Source organism: Anaerobutyricum hallii (assembly GCF_900209925.1).
GTDB classification, from domain to species: Bacteria; Bacillota; Clostridia; order Lachnospirales; family Lachnospiraceae; genus Anaerobutyricum; species Anaerobutyricum soehngenii.
In genome coordinates this window covers 1,370,583-1,388,867 of sequence record NZ_LT907978.1, presented here as the reverse complement: position 1 = coordinate 1,388,867, position 18,285 = coordinate 1,370,583, and the positions used below count along the sequence as shown (strand labels likewise).

The window sequence follows — 18,285 nt, the reverse complement described above, 5'->3', positions numbered from 1 at the left end:
GCCATATTTTTTTACCTATCACGCTTAATTCATACATAAATATGCAAAATATCCTGCATATGCTAACAGCATTATAATTCCACAGGGTCTTCTAAGTTCTTTATTCTTTATCGTTCCAAGCCATAAAATAACACCTGCAGCTACTGCTACCGCTGAATCAACCAAAAACTTACTTTCAAATGGTACATTACAGATTAATGCAGTTGTTCCAATGACAAAAAGAATATTAAATATATTACTTCCTACGATATTTCCGATCGCAATTCCAACATTTCCACTTTTGGCTGCTGTTACGGAAGTAACAAGTTCCGGAAGGCTTGTTCCAAACGCTACGATCGTAAGTCCAATGAAACGTTCACTCATTCCAAAGGTTCTTGCTATTGCCGATGCCGAATCAACTACAAGGTCACTTCCCCATACAACCATGATTCCTCCGGCAATGATGGAGATGATACACTTTAAATAAGACATATCACACTGGGCTTCTTCTTCTGAAACTTTATTCTTTTTTGACATAACAAAAAGATAAGCAAGAAATGCGATAAATAATATCCAGAAAATCACACCTTCTACAAAACTAACTGCCTGTCTGGTCATTCCAAAAAAAATCATCAGCAATGTAACCAGTATCATGAACGGAATCTCATAATATAATGTGGATTTCTGAATCGCAACATTTGTAATAACTGCTGTAATTCCAAGAATCACAAAAACATTCATAATATTACTGCCAACAACATTTCCGATTGTAATTCCTGCATTTCCTTTTAAACCAGATGTAATACTGACGGCAGCTTCCGGAAGGCTTGTTCCCATTGCCACAATCGTAAGTCCAACGATCAACTGAGGTATCCCCAGCTTCGCCGCAATTCCGGCAGCTCCATTTACAAAAAAGTCTGCACCTTTTACTAAAAATACAAACCCTAAACATAAAAGTAAAATCTGAAGTATCATAAATATCTTTTCCTCCTAAAATTACTGAAGGTGATAATGTGGAAGATCTGCTGGTTTTTTAAATGTTTCTTTGTGAAGCGCATCCATAACCTTTTCTACTGGACAGATGTCATGTTCTTCTCGAAGGAACTCAAAAATCTCATCAATTCCTTCTCCTGTATAAGAACTTGTAAAAAATATCTTTTTACATCCGGTTAACTTTAACCATTCCGCTGCCTGCTGCGGATTAGCTGCCCAGTGATCTATTTTAGTTACAATTCCCACTTCATCTCTATTTCCAAGTGGTGTTACATTTGGAGGATATAAAGAATACGGTTCTGTCGCACTTAAAACAATTCCTACCACATCGGATTCTGCCGCATATAAATCAATCGTATGTGATAAATCCATATTTTCAGCATACTCTCCCGGCATATCAATAATACAATCATACTGGCTGACATACTGTGTCTTCTTATAAGTAATCTTTTCTCCACGTAATACCTGTTTTAACGTTGTCTTCCCACTTTCACTTCGTCCAATTAGCAACATCCTTCTCATTAATAACGTCCCCCTGTTTTCAGTTCCTTATTCACATAGGTTCTCTCCCCGTCCCAATCATATACTGTATGTGAATAAATTTAACATATCAGATCAAGAATACCAAGGCATTCTTGAATGTATCGCAACTATACTCCCATAAAAAACATTAAGGCTGCCCAGGTATAAAGAGGATAATACATACCATGTTCATCTCTTCCTTTGCAAAGATAGTCTTGTGCATCTTCTTTGCTCACCAGACGAAATCCTTCAAACACTTCCGAACCTTCTGCCCCATCATGATTCATCTTTGGCATCTCGTCACGATTGATTGATATATATACTAAAGCATTCCCCTCATCTGTCATTCCCGGAGTACTGAATACACATGGAGATATCACCTTAATCTCATCGGATTCTTCCACTTCAATTCCGGTTTCTTCCTTCAGCTCTCGAATTGCTGTAGCTGTAAGAGCATTTGGATTGTCCCAGTCTTTTTCGTCAATAAGACCTGCCGGTACGCTTAACATATACTGTCCGACCGGATAACGATATTCCCAGTTTAAAAGAAGCTTCTTCGGCTGTCCCTTGATATTTAGTACAACAAAACAGCTTACTGCATCTGCCTGCATTGTCTTACATTCTTCATCCGGTGTCAATGCAACCATTCTATCTTTCTTCCTTCTGCTGGCACAATAATAGTGTCCGCCTTCTCTATACTGTAAATCATAGAGGTTCATATATTCCGACTCGTAAATTGTCTCCATCTTTCCGTTATACATATTCTTGTCACCTTTCTTAAAATTTCAAGTCGAGCAGCCGCGAGACTTGGCGCGTGATTCTGGTCAGCGTAAGCTGACATATTCTTTACAGAATCACTGCGCATCCTCGCGGAGCGTTTATCTCAGTCGGAGATTAGACTCCCACTGAGACAAATTTGCTGTCACTCACCACCTGAAAGAGGTGGGAGTCTTCTCGACTGAGATAAAAAATCCTAAAAGAAGACGCTGTTTTACATAAGTTTTACATAAAAACAGTATATTCTTTTAGGATATATTGTCATACATTTAAAGAGCTTTGTCAAGGCGATTCTTCGGAAGAATACGATGTACAATAACACATAAAACAGCCGTAATCACAATATCCGGCAGCGTATAACCGATAACAATGTCAACATGCATCAATACTCGATATAAACTAAGACCAATCAGCCATACTATAAGATTCGTCCAATCCCATTCTTTTGTCACACTCCGCTTTTTATTAAAGAAAAAATCTGCAATCATAACCGCGATCATCGGTGCAAATACAGAGTTTATCAAATAAAGGAAGTCTTCTATGTTATCCATCGGATAAAGGATCGCCGCAATCGTACCGATGAGAACTACAAGAACAGAAAGATATTTTCCGTTAATATGTTTTGAAAAACTTTCTCCAATAACTTCTCCTGAAACACCAGCAGAATGTGCTGCCAGAAAGTTCGTTGTAACCGTAGAAAAAAGAATAATCAAAAGGCCTACTACTCCAAGCCCAGCACGAAGAGAAATCTGCGCAATATCAGGAGTTCCCATACCAATCGCAGCAGACATTCCAATCAAATACATCCAACAGCTTACCAGACAATAAACAATGGTACTTACTACAGTAGCCTTTACCGGTTTTGTACTGTTAGATGTATAATCACTGATTACAGGAATCCAGGATAATGGCATGGCTGCTGACAGCTCAATTGCTGCACCAAAAGTAAGTGCATCCTTATTCGCACTGCTGCCATTGAAAAGCGTTCCGAAGTTTCCTCTCGTCACAATTACAAAACATAATACTAACGTCATTAAAAATAATGCTGTCATTGCAACCATATTAATCTTCTCGAGACGTTTTAATCCTACCAGAACCCACAGGAGTAATAAAATGCCGATTACTGCACACCATACGCCCGCTCCTACAGAAAAAATACCATTCGCAGCAAGTGCTCCATCGTAATTTAAAATAGCAAGCCAGCCTGCCAGCTGTAAAATATTTAAAACAGAAAAAGGCAGATTACCTTTTCGTCCAAAACTAACTGCAACGGTTTCCATCGCATTATTTCTCGTTTTTGCTCCAAGATATCCTGCTAAAAATAATAAGATACCTCCAATGATATGACCAATTAAAATAGCGAACAGACCCGTTTTAATCCCAAGCGGTGCAAAATACGTCCCTGTCAGAATTTCTGACATGGAAACTCCGGCTCCAAACCAGATTAATCCATTACTAAAGACCGATGTTTTATTTTCTTCCATACGAAATCATTCCTCCTTGTAAAAATATCTGAAACAAGTATAATATTATAGTACACTTTAACCATAATTAAATATCCAATTTAGATAAAGCCAGTATGGTCAGAATATATATCAGGAGAATTCTATGCTAACTTATTCTTTTACAAACTTAAAAAATGAATCTCTATACACGCACCTATACCAATGTATCCGTCAGGATATTATAGATGGAAAGTTAATTTCAGGAGAAAAACTGCCTTCCAAAAGAAGTTTTGCGAAAAATCTCGGAGTAAGTACAATTACTATCGAAAATGCTTATGCACAACTTTTATCTGAAGGGTATATTTATTCCATTCCTAAAAAAGGCTTCTATGTATCAGATTTTAAAAATAATGCGATAAAACCAGTGAAATTAACAACAGAAAATGTAGAACTTTCTTCCGGATATTCTGATTTTCTTGCTGATTTTTCAAGTAACCAGACCCGTCCGGAAAACTTTCCGTTTTCAATCTGGGCAAAACTGATGCGCGAAACTTTTAATACAAATAGCCCAGACCTTATGACAAAGCCTCCATGTGGAGGCATCATCGGTCTTAGAAAGGCTATTGCCACACATTTAGAACAATTCCGGGGAATGCATGTCCAGCCGGAAGAGATTTTTATTGGTGCCGGAACAGAATATCTTTACGGACTGCTCATTCAGCTCCTTGGATTTGACAAAAAATATGCTATTGAAAATCCCGGCTATGAAAAGATTGCCGCCATTTACAATAGCTATAACGTAAAATACCATTATATTCCAATGGATGAAAAAGGAATTCTTGTCAACGAATTAGAAAATAGCGGTGCAGATGTGGTACACATCTCCCCCTCGCATCATTTTCCCACAGGAATCGTTACTCCTATAAGCCGCCGTTATGAACTTCTTGGCTGGGCTGCTGCTTCTGCTAATCGTTATATTATTGAAGATGATTACGACAGCGAATTTCGCCTTACTGGAAAGCCGATTCCGTCTTTACAAAGTATGGATATCACGCAAAAGGTTATCTATATTAATACTTTTACAAAGAGTCTTTCCTCTACTATGCGAATCAGTTATATGGTACTCCCGCCGGAACTTTCCAATCGTTTTCTAGAACGGTTGAGCTTTTACTCCTGTACCGTTTCAAACTTTGAACAATATGCACTAATGCGTTTTATTAACGAAGGTTATTTTGAAAAACACATAAACCGTATGCGTAACTTTTACCATAAGCAACGGGACATCTTATTAGATGCTATAAAAAGAAGTCCTCTCTCGTCCCATGTCACTATTATGGAAGAAGACTCCGGACTTCATTTTCTGTTAAAATTAAAAATGGAACTATCCGATAAAGAATTCATGCAGCGCGCACTTCAAAAAGGGGTGAAACTGAACAGTCTGTCCGCTTATTATCATGACAGTCCTGACGACTTTGCTGCTCACACCTTTATTATCAACTACTCTTACCTCAATACAGAACATTTAGCAGAAGCAATAAAAGTACTATATGACTGTATAAAAAAATAGATGAAAGGGGCTGTTTTTTGTGCCCCCTTCATCTACGATCTACTCTCGAAATCTTTTTGGTATATTCCAATAAATTATGCTTTATTTCCAGTATAAAGCTGATAGTATCTTCCCTTTTCTTCTATCAGATCATCATGAGATCCTCTCTCGATAATCCTTCCCTGTTCTAATACCATGATACAATCACTGTTTTTAATCGTCGAAAGACGATGCGCGATTACAAAAGTAGTTCTTCCATTCATCAGACGATCCATTCCTTCCTGTACGATTTTTTCGGTACGGGTATCGATTGAACTAGTTGCCTCATCAAGAATTAATACTGGAGGATCTGCGATTGCTGCTCTTGCGATAGAAAGAAGCTGGCGCTGACCCTGACTTAAGTTTGCACCATCTCCAGTAAGAATCGTATCATATCCCTGTGGAAGTCTTTCAATAAAACTATCGGCATTAGCAAGCTTTGCTGCTGCAATAACTTCTTCATCTGTTGCATCCAGCTTACCGTAACGGATATTGTCTTTTACGCTTGCAGTAAATAAATGAGTATCCTGTAATACCATTCCAAGAGAATGTCTTAAATCTGCTTTTTTTATTTTATTAATATTAATACCGTCATAACGGATTTTTCCGTCCTGAATATCATAAAAACGATTGATCAGATTTGTAATCGTTGTCTTTCCGGCTCCGGTAGAACCTACAAATGCGATTTTCTGACCTGGTGTAGCAAACATTTTAATATCATGAAGAACAATCTTCTTCTCATCATATCCAAAATCCACACCAAGAAATTCTACATCACCAAGAAGCTTTTTATACGTTGTTGTTCCATCTTCTTTATGAAAATGTTTCCATGCCCAGATACCGGTATGTTTTTCGGTTTCATGAATCGTTCCATCTGCATCTTCTGTTGCGTTCACAAGAGTAACATATCCTTCATCAACTTCTGGTTTTTCATCAAGAAGTGTAAAAATTCTCTGTGCTCCGGCAAGCGCCATCGCTACGAAATTCACCTGCTGGCTAACCTGGCCGATTGGCATATTCAAACTCTTATTAAATGTAAGGAAACTTGCCAGCGCCCCAAGTGTAAAACCACCGATTCCATTAATCGCAAGAATACCACCGATGATTGCTACGATAACATAACTGATATTTCCAATCTGTGCATTAGCAGGCATAGCAATATTGGCAAACTTGTTTGCATTATCAGCACTGTGGAACAATTCATCATTTAATTTTTTAAATTCTTCAATACTTTTTTCTTCATGGCAAAAAACTTTTACAACCTTCTGTCCCTGCATCATTTCTTCAATGTAACCATTTGCCGCACCGAGATCTTTTTGCTGCTGTATAAAGTATTTTCCGCTTAATGTTGCAAGACGTTTAGAAACATAAACCATAACACCGACCATGACAAGGCTGACTACCGTTAACAGAACATTTAACATGAGCATGCAGACAATGATGCTGACTACCATGATTCCACTGTTAAAAAGCTGCGGAATACTCTGGGAAATCATCTGTCTTAATGTATCAATATCATTCGTATACACAGACATGATATCACCATGAGCATGTGTATCAAAATATTTAATTGGAAGATCCTGCATATGAGTAAACAAGTCATCTCGCAGACTTCGTAATGTTCCTTGTGTAATATTTACCATGATCTGTGAATATAACAAAGTTAATACTACACCAATCGCATAAAAACCAGCTACGCGTGTAATTGCATGAGCAAGACCGGAAAAATCATGATTTCCGTCTTTTAACATCGGGACAATGTAATTATCAATCAATGTCTGCATAAACATCGTTCCCTGTACATTACAGACAACGCTGATCAAAATACAAAGCAATACTATTATGAAGGCAGCACCGTAATGCTTCATGATATATCCCATGAGACGTTTTAACAATGCTCCGGGATTTTCTACTTTTTTCCCATTTTTCATATTCATACGAGCCATCTTATTCACCTCCATTCTCATCGAAGTCTCCGCCGCCCTTTGTCTGGGATTCGTATACTTCTCTGTAAATCTCATTTGTCTTTATAAGGTTTTCATGACTGTCAAAACCGGAAATTTCTCCATTATCCATAACGATAATTCGATCCGCATTCTGTACACTAGATACTCTCTGGGCAATGATAAGTTTCGTGGTGTTTGGAATCTCCTTTGCAAAAGCTTCACGAATCTTTGCATCTGTTGCCGTATCTACTGCACTTGTACTGTCATCAAGAATAAGTATCTTTGGCTTTTTAAGAAGAGCCCTTGCAATACAAAGTCTCTGCTTTTGTCCACCAGACACATTAGAACCGCCCTGCTCAATATATGTATGATATCCTTCCGGCATCCTGTCAATAAATTCATCTGCACAGGCAAGACGGCAGGCTCTTTTACATTCTTCCTCTGTTGCATTCTCATCACCCCAGCGAAGATTATCAAGAATTGTCCCTGAGAAAAGTACATTTTTCTGTAAGACAACGGACACTTCATCCCTCAGTGTTTCAATATCATACTCCCGCACATCTTTGCCACCAACAAGTAATCTTCCGTCAGAAACGTCATACAGACGGCTGATCAGATTTACAAGACTAGATTTCGCACTTCCGGTTCCACCAATAATACCAATGGTTTCCCCTTCCTTCACAGAAAAACTGATATCATTTAATACATTCTTCTTTCCGTCTTTATTATAACGGAAGGAAACATGGTCAAATACAATACTTCCATCTTTTACTTCATAAAGCGGATGGTCTGGATTTACAATATCCGGTGTTTCATTTAATACTTCTGACACACGCTCTGCACTTGCCACACTCATAGAAAGCATAACAAAAACCATGGAAAGCATCATAAGATTCATTAAAATACTCATACAGTATGCAAGCAGCATCATAAGCTCCCCTGTTGTAAGAACAGACTGTACGATCATCTTTGCACCAAGCCAGCTGATTCCAAGAATACAGGAATAGACGGTAAGCATCATAAGCGGTGAGTTAAATGAAACGATTCTCTCTGCTTTTACTGCCATACGATATACGTTGTCGCTTGCCTTTGTAAAACGGCTCTTTTCATATTTTTCACGCACATACGCCTTTACTACACGAATAGCAGAAACATTCTCCTGCACACTTGCATTCAGGTCGTCGTACTTCTTAAACATTGCTGTGAAATAACCCATGGCTCTCCAGATAATGAGTGCAAGGAAAGCACCAAGAATAAGAACTGCTACAAGATAAATACTTGCAAGCTTTGCATTTACCGAAAATGACATGATCATCGCACAGACCAAACTAAATGGGGCACGTACACACATACGAAGAAGCATCTGATACGAATTCTGTAAGTTTGTTACATCCGTTGTCATACGGGTAACCAGACTCGGTGTACTGAACTTATCAATATTAGAAAAAGAAAATGTCTGAATATTCTCAAACATCGCCTGCCGTAGGTTCTTTGCAAATCCAGTTGATGCCCTCGCACCGTACTTTCCTCCCATAACACCAGCAAACAGACCAATGCCTGCCGCCACAACCATCCATATACCAATAATATAAATATGATGAATATCTCCTCTTTCCACGCCATCATCAATAATCGATGACATTAAAAGCGGAATGATCATTTCCATGATTACCTCTAGAATCATGAAAAATGGTGTAAGAATAGAATCTTTCTTAAACTCTTTCACTTGTCCTGCAAGAGTCTTTATCATTCCATCCACCGTCCTTTCTTTTTAAATTTAAATATTTTCATATCACAAATCTGCGATATTACTGTTTAACATATTACTGCTTCTTGCGTCCACTGCATTTTCCACTGCAATGCTGCAGTTCCTCCAGATTATTACGAATCTTAACTGCTACTTTTAAAAAAGTCTGCAGCTCTTCTTCGCTGACTCCCTCACGAATCTCTTCTTCTATTTTTTCGATATTTTGAAGAAAACGTTTATGAATCTCTTCTCCCTTTTCCAAAAGACACAGACGTTTTAAACGACAGTCTCTCTCTACTGCCACTCTGGCTATATATCCTTTTTGTTCCATCTGTTTTACAAGGCAGGTTACTGTAGAGCGCGCAATATAAAACTGCGCTTCAATATCTCTTTGAAAAATCTCTTCCTCCTTATGGTCATATAAATATCCCATAATCCATCCCTGCATCACCGGCATCATACCATTCTTCCCTGAACCCTCATCACTCATTGCCATTGCCTTCCTCATCAGCATATTATCTATAGAACGGATATTAAATCCTATCGTATCTTCCCTTTTCACGCAATCTCCTTCTCTGTTTGTTTCTTCGCCCTATGCCTTCCGCTTTCCAACTTGTTCGAATAGAAACTGTTTAATATTGAATTGTTCAGCATTAAACAGTTTTGCTTTACTATTATATCCTTTTTCCTTCATTTGTCAAGAAGTTTTACTATTTCATTCTTTAGAGGGAACAGACGAAAATAAAAAGAATAGACTATAGCAAATGTAAAGATATCACTGCGCAGAAAATGCCTGACCGGCATTTTTACTTGCTCTCACATTACATTTGCTATAGTCTATTCTTTTTATTTTCTGCTTGTTGGCTCCAGAAGGAATGAATGCAATAGTTTTTGGGAGAGATAAGGGGGAGAGGTCAGAAGTCTTCTGCCTACTCGGAAGGTATCTCTGTCATGGAATTTTATTTATCTGCTCTCCATTACATTTGCTATAGTCTATTCTTTTTATTTTCTGCTTGTTGGCCCCAGAAGGAAGGAATGCAATAGTCTTTGGGTAAAATAAGGGGGAGAAGTCAGAAGTCTCCTGCTTGCTCGAAAGGTATACCATCCAGAAGAGAAAAATGATATATTGCCACAATATAGTAGTGAATTTATCGTATACAATGATAGCTGCGATATCATCTTATCAGCATTGACAGCATCGCAGAGACAGTATCAGAATAAGTCACAACCTTCTGTCCCCTTCCCCATCTCTCTCCTCAAAGACTATTGCATTCATTCCTTCTGGAGCCAAAACACAGAAAAAAGAAACCATACCATATCCCAGATGCGGCTTCGGAGCGTGTTTAAGATGCGGATGAGCATCTTAAACGCAGCGACTACAGAGCAGATGGGATATGGGATAGTTTCTTTTTTCGTCTATTCTATTGATGCCATATTAAAATCCTCCAAATGTCATATTGGTTGCATAGTACAACTATATACCTACTTTGTCAATAGGTTTGTATGCTGTTATAAATTTTCTTTAACAAAATCAAAGATAGTGCTATAATTAAAAAATCAATATTATAAAAGGAGATTTTTACATGGATTACAGACGTTTTAAAGATACTATCTATCTCCGCCTTGACCCCGGCGAAGAAATCATAGAACAGATTGAAAAAATAGCAAAAAAAGAAAAGATTCATCTTGCACAGATTAATGGATTAGGCGCACTCAATGACTTTACTACTGGTGTTTTTGATACCTCAGAAAAAAAGTTCTATCCTGTTCATTTTGAGGGAGCTTATGAAATTGTTTCCTTAACAGGAACTGTCACAAGACAGGACGGCGAAGTATATCTCCACCTTCACATGGCTGCCGGTGATAAAGATGGCCATGTATTTGGCGGGCATTTAAATATGGCCTATGTCAGTGCTACTGCTGAAATCCAGATTCAGATTATTGATGGAACAATTAATAGAAAATACGATGAAAAAATAGGACTAAACTTGTTTGATTTTACTATTTAATTCATTAGGGAACAAACGAAAAAAGAAATAATACCATATCCCATCTGCTCTGTAGTCGCTGTGTTTAAGATGCTTATCCGCATCTTAAACACGCTCCGAAGCCGCATCTGGGATATGGTATTATTTCTTTTTTCTGTGTTTTGGCTCCACATGAAATGAATTCAATAGTTTTTGGGCAGGATAAGGGGGAGAAGTCAGAAGTCTTCTACTTGCTCGAAAGGTATATCGCCACAACATTCTTTTATATCTTATTTTGTAAATCTATGTCAACGAACATAACTCCCATACTTTTTTAATTCTTTCCCCATTCTTTTTCCATTGTAAAAAACTTTATAAACGATTATAACGCAAATAAAATCCCAATTACTGCGTATATGATGTGCAATAATTGGGATTTCATTTGTGTGTTTTACTTTATTCTTATATATGTGTTTATATGTGTCGTGTGTTATTGTTTATTTATATTTCTTTGTGTTTACGTTCGTATTCTTATTCTCCAAATACAGCTTTATAATCTGCCTGGAATTTTTCGATTCCCTGGTCTGTTAATGGATGCTTTGTCATCTGTTCGATTACTTTGTAAGGAACAGTAGCGATATCAGCGCCTGCAAGTGCACAATCTGTTACATGGATTGGATTTCTTACAGAAGCTGCAATAATCTCTGTGTCATATGCATAGATATCAAAAATTTCTGCGATCTGTCTGATTAAATCAACTCCTGGCTGGTTAATATCATCTAATCTTCCAATGAATGGGGAAACATATGTAGCGCCTGCATTCGCAGCAAGGATTGCCTGGTTTGCAGAGAAGATTAATGTAACATTCGTCTTGATTCCTTCTTTAGAAAGAACTTTCACTGCTTTTAATCCTTCTACTGTCATAGGAATCTTAACAACCATGTTCGGATGGATTGCTGCGATTTCACGACCTTCTTTAATCATTCCTTCTGCATCTGTTGTTGTAGCTTTTACTTCGCCACTGATTGGTCCGTCAACAATGGAAGTAATTTCTTTAATTACTTCTGTAAAATCTCTTCCTTCCTTTGCAATTAAAGAAGGGTTTGTTGTAACACCACAGATTACTCCAAGATCATTAGCTTTCTTAATGTCTTCTACATTAGCAGTATCCACAAAAAATTTCATTTTTTCAACCTCCATTTATTTTTGTTTATTTGATATTACCAATATATCATGTAAAGAAAGAAAATGCAAGCATAAATAAAAGAAAAAATAAATAAAAATAAGTAAATAACGTTTTTTATTTTCTTTTTGTCTCATTTTTTATTTTTTTCTCTTTTTTTACTGGAATAAATTTATATTTCACGCTATAATAATTGTGCTGTTTAGAATATAGCGGCAAACTACTTTTACAAAAATTCTAAACAGAGATACATGATGTATTCTCAGAATCTTTTTGTGCTTGATTTTGTGAGAAAGACTCCGAGAGTACATACATACTATATTGGAGGATCTTGCCATGATGCAGTTAGAACGCCAGAAGAAGATTCTGGATTACTTAAATAAAAACAGAAAGGCTACAACTAAAGAGCTGAGTCAGCTTCTTGATGTGTCTGCTACTACAATCCGTACCGATTTAAATCAGATGGATAAAGAGAAACTCATTACAAAAACGCATGGTGGTGCAGTTTATAATGATAGAAGTCTTGATAATATTGAATTAACCGGAAGAGCTTATATTTTTGATGAAAGAGCTTTGGAAAACCGCAAGGAAAAGGAAGCAATCGCGAGCAAAGCAATAAAATTAATTAAAAATCATATGTGTATTTATCTGGATGCCAGTTCCACCTGCTATACACTTGGTATGAAGTTATCCGGCTTTACAAAGCTTACTGTTATTACAAACGGAATCAATCTGGCACTGGCATTAAAAGATGTTCCCGGAATCACCGTAATCTTAACCGGAGGAATCGTCACTTCTGTTTCTTCTTCCATTGAAGGCTTGCTTGGAGAAGATCTGCTCACAAAGATTCACACAGATATCGCTTTTGTATCTGCACGAGGCTTTTCTGTAGAGAATGGTCTGACTGACTTTAGTATTTATGAAGCAGATTTAAAACGACGCTGTGTAAAATCTTCCGCTAAAACGATTGCCTTAATCGACCATACGAAATTTAACACAACATCGATTTCTAGTTATGCATCATTAGATGACTTAAATATGGTCATTACGGATTTTGGTCTCTCAGAACATACAAAGTCCATCTATGAAAATGCCGGAGTAAATCTTGTATTGGCTAAAGAAGTCTAAGCCGAAGCTTGCTACTGATACTACTTCCTCCTTTTCTTTTGTGATCTTATATGTATTTTAGAAAACATTCAAGTCGAGCTGTCACTCACCACCTGAAAGAGGTGGGAGTCTTCTCGACTGAGATAAAAATATCCTGGCAAGTACAAATTTTTTCAACTTTGTAACATGTCCAGGATATTTTTATATTTTAAATCAGATGCGTGTCTTCTAATTTTTCCATAAATGCATCATTTAATTTTATGATCGGTTTTCTAAGTACCAATCCAAGTATAAGAGAAAGTATCAGGAAAATGCTCATTTTACCAAGAGAAGTCCAATACGTCATACCGTACATTCCCCCTATCGTCTCTCGAATCGCTCTCATGCTATGCACAAAAGGAAGCAATGGATATACTGCCTTGAAAAATGCCGGTGCTACTTCTATCGGAAAGGTACCTCCAGAACCCGCAACCTGTATAACAAGAAGAATAACCGATACCGCTTTTCCAATATCGCCAAAGGATACGGTCAAAGTATATATAATATTTACATACACAATACTGCTAAACCAGCCTGCCAGCATAAAGAGAAATGGATGTTTACACTGAATCCCAAGATAAAACAAATCACCAAGACAAATCAGCGTACTTTGCAATAATCCTACAATGAGAAAAATAATATAACGTCCAAGATATATCTGATAATTCTTTACTTTTTTAAGTCCCTCCACAGCGGCTTCTGAAACACCAACTTTTAACATAGCAACCAGCACGATTCCTCCTACCCATATAGAAAGCGTAGAATAAAATGGTGCCATAGAAGAACCATAATTTTCTATTGGATATAACTTCGTTGTATTTAAAGAAACCGGTGCAGATAAAAATGTAGAAATGTCTTCTGTATTATCTGATAGCAATGACTTTATATCAGATAAATTGCCGACATCTTGAAGCTTTGTAAGTTTATCTGTAAGTTTTTTTATCTGTTTTGCTGATCGATTCAAAAGATCACAAGAAGTAGTTATTGCTGCTTTTATATCTGTAAGATCATCTGCTGCATTTTCAGCGGTCTTACTGACCTTATCTGTTCCTGTATCTAACTTTTTCAGTAATCCGTCAACATCTGTTCCTGTATTATTTAAAGAAGAGGATAAATCTTCAATGCTGTCTTTCAGATTATCTTCATACTTAGACTGTACCTCAGATAAACTCTTTTTACTATCCTTTAATAACGAATCAATGTCTTCTTTCCCACTTTGTATATTTTCTGAAGAGTTACGAAGTTCATCCGCATTTGCTGCTAAACTTTCACTTAATTGTTTCTGAATTGCAACCGACTCATTTATTTTGGCAACAACTTCTCCTGTATAAGAAGATAATTCTGGATGATCTGTTCCCAGCGCAGAAATACTTTTTCCTAAAGAACTATAGGATGCTGCAATATTATCCATTTTTTCGGATAATGTCTCCATTATATCTGCTACTTTATCTGCATCTTTTGCCTGCGATTTAAAAGCATCATCAATAAGCTCTGATGCATCATCATAAAAAGAACTTCCGGCAGACAAAGCTTCATTAATGCCATTTGTTGCCCCGGATATTGTTTTCTTCACACCGGATAAAGAGGATTTTGTATTTTCCAGAGAAGTCAAGCTTTGCTTTGACTGCATTTTAGACTGTTCAAGATACTTTGATGTTGTTTCTAATAATTTCTGCGCAGACTCCACCATACCAGAAAATGTCTGCAGGGTACTTGCCGATGCAGACAAATCAGAAGTAATACGTTTCAGATTTGTAATCAAATTCGAAGTAATTGTTTCTGTTCCTGTTTTATCAGCCGCACTTGAAACCGTCTGCAATGCTGTCAGAGCAACATTAGATATTGTTTTTATAAAAACTTCATTTATCTGCGTCTGTATCGCTGTCGCTCCCTTATCTGTAACCTTTGGTGCAATCGCATTTTCTTTTGCATTAGAATAGTACATAATCTGCGGTTTTTGTACATCCTCTGTAAAAACACTCATCATATTTTTACTAAACTCTTTCGGAATGACAATAGCAGCGTAATACTTACCGGATTTCACGCCGTTCACTGCTTTCTTTTTTGTTGTGAAAATCCAGTCTAACTGTGTATTTTCATGTAATGCAGAAATAACCTGTTCTCCAAGATTTAAATTAACAGAAATCAAGTCTCCTTCGTATCCTTCATCCACTGTAGCAACCGCAACCTTTAATCCCCCTGTATTTTCATAAGGATTCCAGCTCGCCGCAATATTAAACCAGGCATAAAGAGAGGGAACAACAGTAATACCGACAATAACAATCATTGCAATGACATTCTTTCGGATACGTTTTACATCGCCTTTAAAAATGGCCCCTATATTTTTCATTATTCCTCTTCCTCTTTTTCCTGTTTTATCTCTTTCTTTTTCTCTTTCATTCTTTCTAATAATTCTTCCGGTGATAAGCCGGTAAGCGCAAGCTGTTTTATCATTTTATCATGAAAATATTCCAGACAGATCAAATAAAGGCAAAGTATTACTAAAGAAGTGATCCAAAGGATTAAAAATACCAGTTTGGAATTCAAGCTAAACATCAAAATCAGAAAAACAAGAGGAATAATCAACATACATAAAAATCCACTTCGAATCATTACCGGATATCGTTTTTCAAATTTAACGGCACTATTTACAAATTCTTCCTTTAGCTCTTCGTCCCGCATAAGAACTTTTAACATTACAGAAAGATTTCCTTTTTCATTTACACCTGTTTCTGTTTCACATAACATTAAATCTGTCTCTGCAAGTTTTTTATCAAATAAATGGTTGAGATTCATAAGCAGCGGGCGAAGCACAAGTCCAATAAAAAAAGCAATCGGTATAAATATTGCCAGAATCAGCAGATTCTTTATATAGTAGTTACTGTACATTCCAGCAATACATTCTCTCATTGCATTAATTCCATAAGTAAACGGAAGTAACGGATGCAGAACCTGGAAAAATCCTGGAGTCATTTCTATTGGAAATGTTCCGGAAGAACCTGGAATCTGCAGAATAATAAAAAGAACACAAAGTGCTTTTCCTATATGCTTTAACGTAATCGCCATCGCATAAATTAAACTGACATATACAAAAGAACAAAACATACCCGCAATGATAAATAAAAGCGGATGAACGCATTGCACTCCCAATAATATAATGTCCCCAATACATACGATGCATCCCTGAACAAGTCCTACCGCAGCATATAACAGCCATCGTCCCATATACGCACTCGTCGGGCTAAAATGATGCACTTCATCATCTTTATCCACTTCCTGTTTAAAAATAGAAACAAGAATCAAACCACCAACCCATAAGGCAAGATTCGTATAAAACGGTGTCATACCTGAACCATAATTTTTTACAGAATACATTGTCTCTGACTTAATTTCTACCGGAGAAGACATAAAGTCAGAAATAGAATCCGCATCAAGACCTCTTAAAGAAAGTATTTTTTCATAAGCATCCGAACTTTGTAATGCTTTTAAATCTGAACTAATATTTCCAAGTTCTTTATCAAGTGTCACCAAAACCCTACTTGTATCCGTAAGTGCAGAGGATGTGTCCGTTAAACTAGCGCCCAATTGTTTTAAAATTAACTTCATCTGGTCAATTGTTGGTGAAATATTTAATAAGGTAGACGATAATGTTCCACTTAATGCCGAAAGACTATCCAGTGAATTATTGATACCTGGTAAAATTGTCTCATTCAAACGATCTGTATATTGATTTAATGCTTTTTTATTTTTAGAGGATAATGTTTTTAACTCTTTTGTTGTATCTTTTGCCGTTTTTAATGCGCTTTCCAGTCTGGCGCTTCTAGATTTTAAAGAAGTAAGTAATTCCTGCAAAGAAGCATTCTGCTTTTGTAATTTAGAAATTTCTTCATTCACTGTCGTTAAAAGCTGATCATCCCCATTTAAGTTTGTATTTAATTCTGAAAGGTGATTTAAAATCTGCGCATTTTTCTCTGTTAAATCTTCAATCGAATCAATGCCGCTTTTTATCGTTGTATCTGCCTTTCCGGCTTTCGCTTCAAAATCACCTAATTGTTCTGAAACCGATTGATAAATGTCTCCAAAGACTGTTTTTCCATCTGAAAGATTCTCACTAAATGTACTGGAAAAATCTCCTGCATATGATCTGCTTTTTTGCAAAAGAGAGGAGGTATCCGATAATGCTTTATTTCCGGAATTTGCTGCAGTTTTTACTTCATCTAATGTTTTTACTGTATCATTGATTAAAGAAGACGATTGTTCTGTTGTATTCTGGAAATTCTTCAACACTTTCTGATATTGCGCAATATTTTTCTTTACTTCTGCAAGATTACTATCCATCTTAATGTTTAATTGATTCACATCGCCTGTCAGATCTTTTGCCGAACCCTGCACAATTTCTGAAATAGTCTGCGCTGCTACAGAAGAAAATGTATCATTAATCTCCTGCTGTACAGTTGTTGCCCCCGTATCCGTAAACTTTGGGGCTATTGCGTTCTTTTTCTCATTAATATAATAATCCAACTGAGGAGCTTCTATTTTTCCAGATAAAACACTAAGCAGGGAGCTGCTGAAATCTTCCGGAATTATGATCGCTGCATAATATTCCCCTGACTTTACACCCTTTATTGCCTCTTGACGTGCAACAAACGTCCATCCCAGCTTATCATTCTCTTTTAAATTACTTGCAATGGTATTACCCGCATTCAATGACAGCTTTTCATTATCTGCCCCACTGTCTTCATTTACAATTGCTATTTTAATTCCCGCCGTATTCACATACGGATCCATATTCGCTGCAATATTAAACCAGGCATAAAGAGAAGGGAGTATACATACTCCCACTACGATCAAAAGTGCTGCTCTATTATGAAAAAGTCGTTTTATGTCCCGTCTGAAAATCTGAAATGCCTTCTTCATCGACTATCCTCCTGTTATAAATCTTTTAACGTATAAAAGTATATCAAAAAACAATTCAAAAATCTACTTTAAAAAATG

General features: G+C 36.8%; 13 protein-coding genes. 3 read left to right on the top strand and 10 right to left on the bottom strand.

Annotation, left to right across the window (positions count from 1 at the left end; genetic code table 11):
* Positions 1-24: 24 nt before the first annotated feature.
* The 4 genes from EHLA_RS06390 to cytX form a co-directional block, all read right to left on the bottom strand.
* Positions 25-954, bottom strand: a complete 930-nt coding sequence (locus tag EHLA_RS06390; protein ID WP_096239847.1) for a calcium/sodium antiporter — start codon at positions 952-954, stop codon at positions 25-27.
* A 21-nt stretch (positions 955-975) separates the two neighbouring features.
* Positions 976-1,494 (bottom strand): EutP/PduV family microcompartment system protein, encoded by a 519-nt coding sequence (locus tag EHLA_RS06385; RefSeq protein WP_021907881.1) that lies wholly within the window; start codon positions 1,492-1,494, stop codon positions 976-978.
* A 128-nt stretch (positions 1,495-1,622) separates the two neighbouring features.
* The gene (locus tag EHLA_RS06380) at positions 1,623-2,255 is read right to left on the bottom strand and encodes an NUDIX hydrolase (RefSeq protein WP_096239845.1); all 633 of its coding nucleotides are present in this window, start codon (positions 2,253-2,255) and stop codon (positions 1,623-1,625) included.
* Between the two features lie 285 nt (positions 2,256-2,540).
* A complete protein-coding gene (gene cytX / locus EHLA_RS06375; RefSeq protein ID WP_096239843.1) occupies positions 2,541-3,755 on the bottom strand; it encodes a putative hydroxymethylpyrimidine transporter CytX in 1,215 nt (404 codons plus the stop codon).
* 124 nt (positions 3,756-3,879) lie between these two features.
* On the opposite strand from cytX, the gene EHLA_RS06370 reads away from it, so the two are divergent.
* Entirely contained in the window at positions 3,880-5,283 is a 1,404-nt protein-coding gene (locus EHLA_RS06370) for a PLP-dependent aminotransferase family protein (protein WP_096239841.1), read from the top strand.
* Between the two features lie 74 nt (positions 5,284-5,357).
* Here the strand turns inward: EHLA_RS06370 and EHLA_RS06365 are convergent, their stop codons facing one another.
* From EHLA_RS06365 to EHLA_RS06355, 3 genes are all read right to left on the bottom strand, one after another.
* Positions 5,358-7,247, bottom strand: a complete 1,890-nt coding sequence (locus EHLA_RS06365) for an ABC transporter ATP-binding protein (RefSeq protein WP_096239839.1) — start codon at positions 7,245-7,247, stop codon at positions 5,358-5,360.
* A 1-nt stretch (position 7,248) separates the two neighbouring features.
* A complete protein-coding gene (locus tag EHLA_RS06360) occupies positions 7,249-8,997 on the bottom strand; it encodes an ABC transporter ATP-binding protein (protein WP_096241572.1) in 1,749 nt (582 codons plus the stop codon).
* Positions 8,998-9,070: 73 nt separating this feature from the next.
* Positions 9,071-9,556 carry a MarR family winged helix-turn-helix transcriptional regulator gene (locus EHLA_RS06355; RefSeq protein ID WP_096239837.1) on the bottom strand — a complete coding sequence of 162 codons (486 nt, stop codon included), beginning with the start codon at positions 9,554-9,556 and terminating at the stop codon, positions 9,071-9,073.
* A gap of 1,021 nt (positions 9,557-10,577) precedes the next feature.
* Between EHLA_RS06355 and EHLA_RS06350 the strand changes: the two genes are divergently transcribed.
* Positions 10,578-11,003: a PPC domain-containing DNA-binding protein gene (locus EHLA_RS06350; protein ID WP_096239835.1), complete on the top strand. Its 426-nt coding sequence runs from the start codon at positions 10,578-10,580 to the stop codon at positions 11,001-11,003.
* A 489-nt stretch (positions 11,004-11,492) separates the two neighbouring features.
* On the opposite strand, the gene fsa is transcribed toward EHLA_RS06350, so the two are convergent.
* Positions 11,493-12,146 (bottom strand): fructose-6-phosphate aldolase, encoded by a 654-nt coding sequence (gene fsa / locus EHLA_RS06345; RefSeq protein WP_021907023.1) that lies wholly within the window; start codon positions 12,144-12,146, stop codon positions 11,493-11,495.
* 334 nt (positions 12,147-12,480) lie between these two features.
* On the opposite strand from fsa, the gene EHLA_RS06340 reads away from it, so the two are divergent.
* Positions 12,481-13,272 carry a DeoR/GlpR family DNA-binding transcription regulator gene (locus tag EHLA_RS06340; protein WP_021907022.1) on the top strand — a complete coding sequence of 264 codons (792 nt, stop codon included), beginning with the start codon at positions 12,481-12,483 and terminating at the stop codon, positions 13,270-13,272.
* A 187-nt stretch (positions 13,273-13,459) separates the two neighbouring features.
* On the opposite strand, the gene EHLA_RS06335 is transcribed toward EHLA_RS06340, so the two are convergent.
* Together EHLA_RS06335 and EHLA_RS06330 are read right to left on the bottom strand one after the other, a co-directional pair.
* Positions 13,460-15,640, bottom strand: a complete 2,181-nt coding sequence (locus EHLA_RS06335; protein WP_096239833.1) for a YhgE/Pip domain-containing protein — start codon at positions 15,638-15,640, stop codon at positions 13,460-13,462.
* The gene (locus EHLA_RS06330) at positions 15,640-18,207 is read right to left on the bottom strand and encodes a YhgE/Pip domain-containing protein (protein ID WP_096239831.1); all 2,568 of its coding nucleotides are present in this window, start codon (positions 18,205-18,207) and stop codon (positions 15,640-15,642) included. Before EHLA_RS06330 ends, EHLA_RS06335 begins: the two co-directional genes overlap by 1 nt.
* Positions 18,208-18,285: the final 78 nt, after the last annotated feature.

Excerpts from the sequence above, each read along its gene's own strand:
- EHLA_RS06350 (WP_096239835.1), top strand. The coding sequence starts at position 10,578 with ATGGATTACAGACGTTTTAAAGATACTATCTATCTCCGCCTTGACCCC.
- EHLA_RS06360 (WP_096241572.1), bottom strand. The coding sequence starts at position 8,997 with ATGATAAAGACTCTTGCAGGACAAGTGAAAGAGTTTAAGAAAGATTCT.
- fsa (WP_021907023.1), bottom strand. The coding sequence starts at position 12,146 with ATGAAATTTTTTGTGGATACTGCTAATGTAGAAGACATTAAGAAAGCT.
- cytX (WP_096239843.1), bottom strand. The coding sequence starts at position 3,755 with ATGGAAGAAAATAAAACATCGGTCTTTAGTAATGGATTAATCTGGTTT.
- EHLA_RS06385 (WP_021907881.1), bottom strand. The coding sequence starts at position 1,494 with ATGAGAAGGATGTTGCTAATTGGACGAAGTGAAAGTGGGAAGACAACG.
- EHLA_RS06390 (WP_096239847.1), bottom strand. The coding sequence starts at position 954 with ATGATACTTCAGATTTTACTTTTATGTTTAGGGTTTGTATTTTTAGTA.
- EHLA_RS06335 (WP_096239833.1), bottom strand. The coding sequence starts at position 15,640 with ATGAAAAATATAGGGGCCATTTTTAAAGGCGATGTAAAACGTATCCGA.
- EHLA_RS06340 (WP_021907022.1), top strand. The coding sequence starts at position 12,481 with ATGATGCAGTTAGAACGCCAGAAGAAGATTCTGGATTACTTAAATAAA.
- EHLA_RS06370 (WP_096239841.1), top strand. The coding sequence starts at position 3,880 with ATGCTAACTTATTCTTTTACAAACTTAAAAAATGAATCTCTATACACG.
- EHLA_RS06365 (WP_096239839.1), bottom strand. The coding sequence starts at position 7,247 with ATGGCTCGTATGAATATGAAAAATGGGAAAAAAGTAGAAAATCCCGGA.
- EHLA_RS06330 (WP_096239831.1), bottom strand. The coding sequence starts at position 18,207 with ATGAAGAAGGCATTTCAGATTTTCAGACGGGACATAAAACGACTTTTT.
- EHLA_RS06380 (WP_096239845.1), bottom strand. The coding sequence starts at position 2,255 with ATGTATAACGGAAAGATGGAGACAATTTACGAGTCGGAATATATGAAC.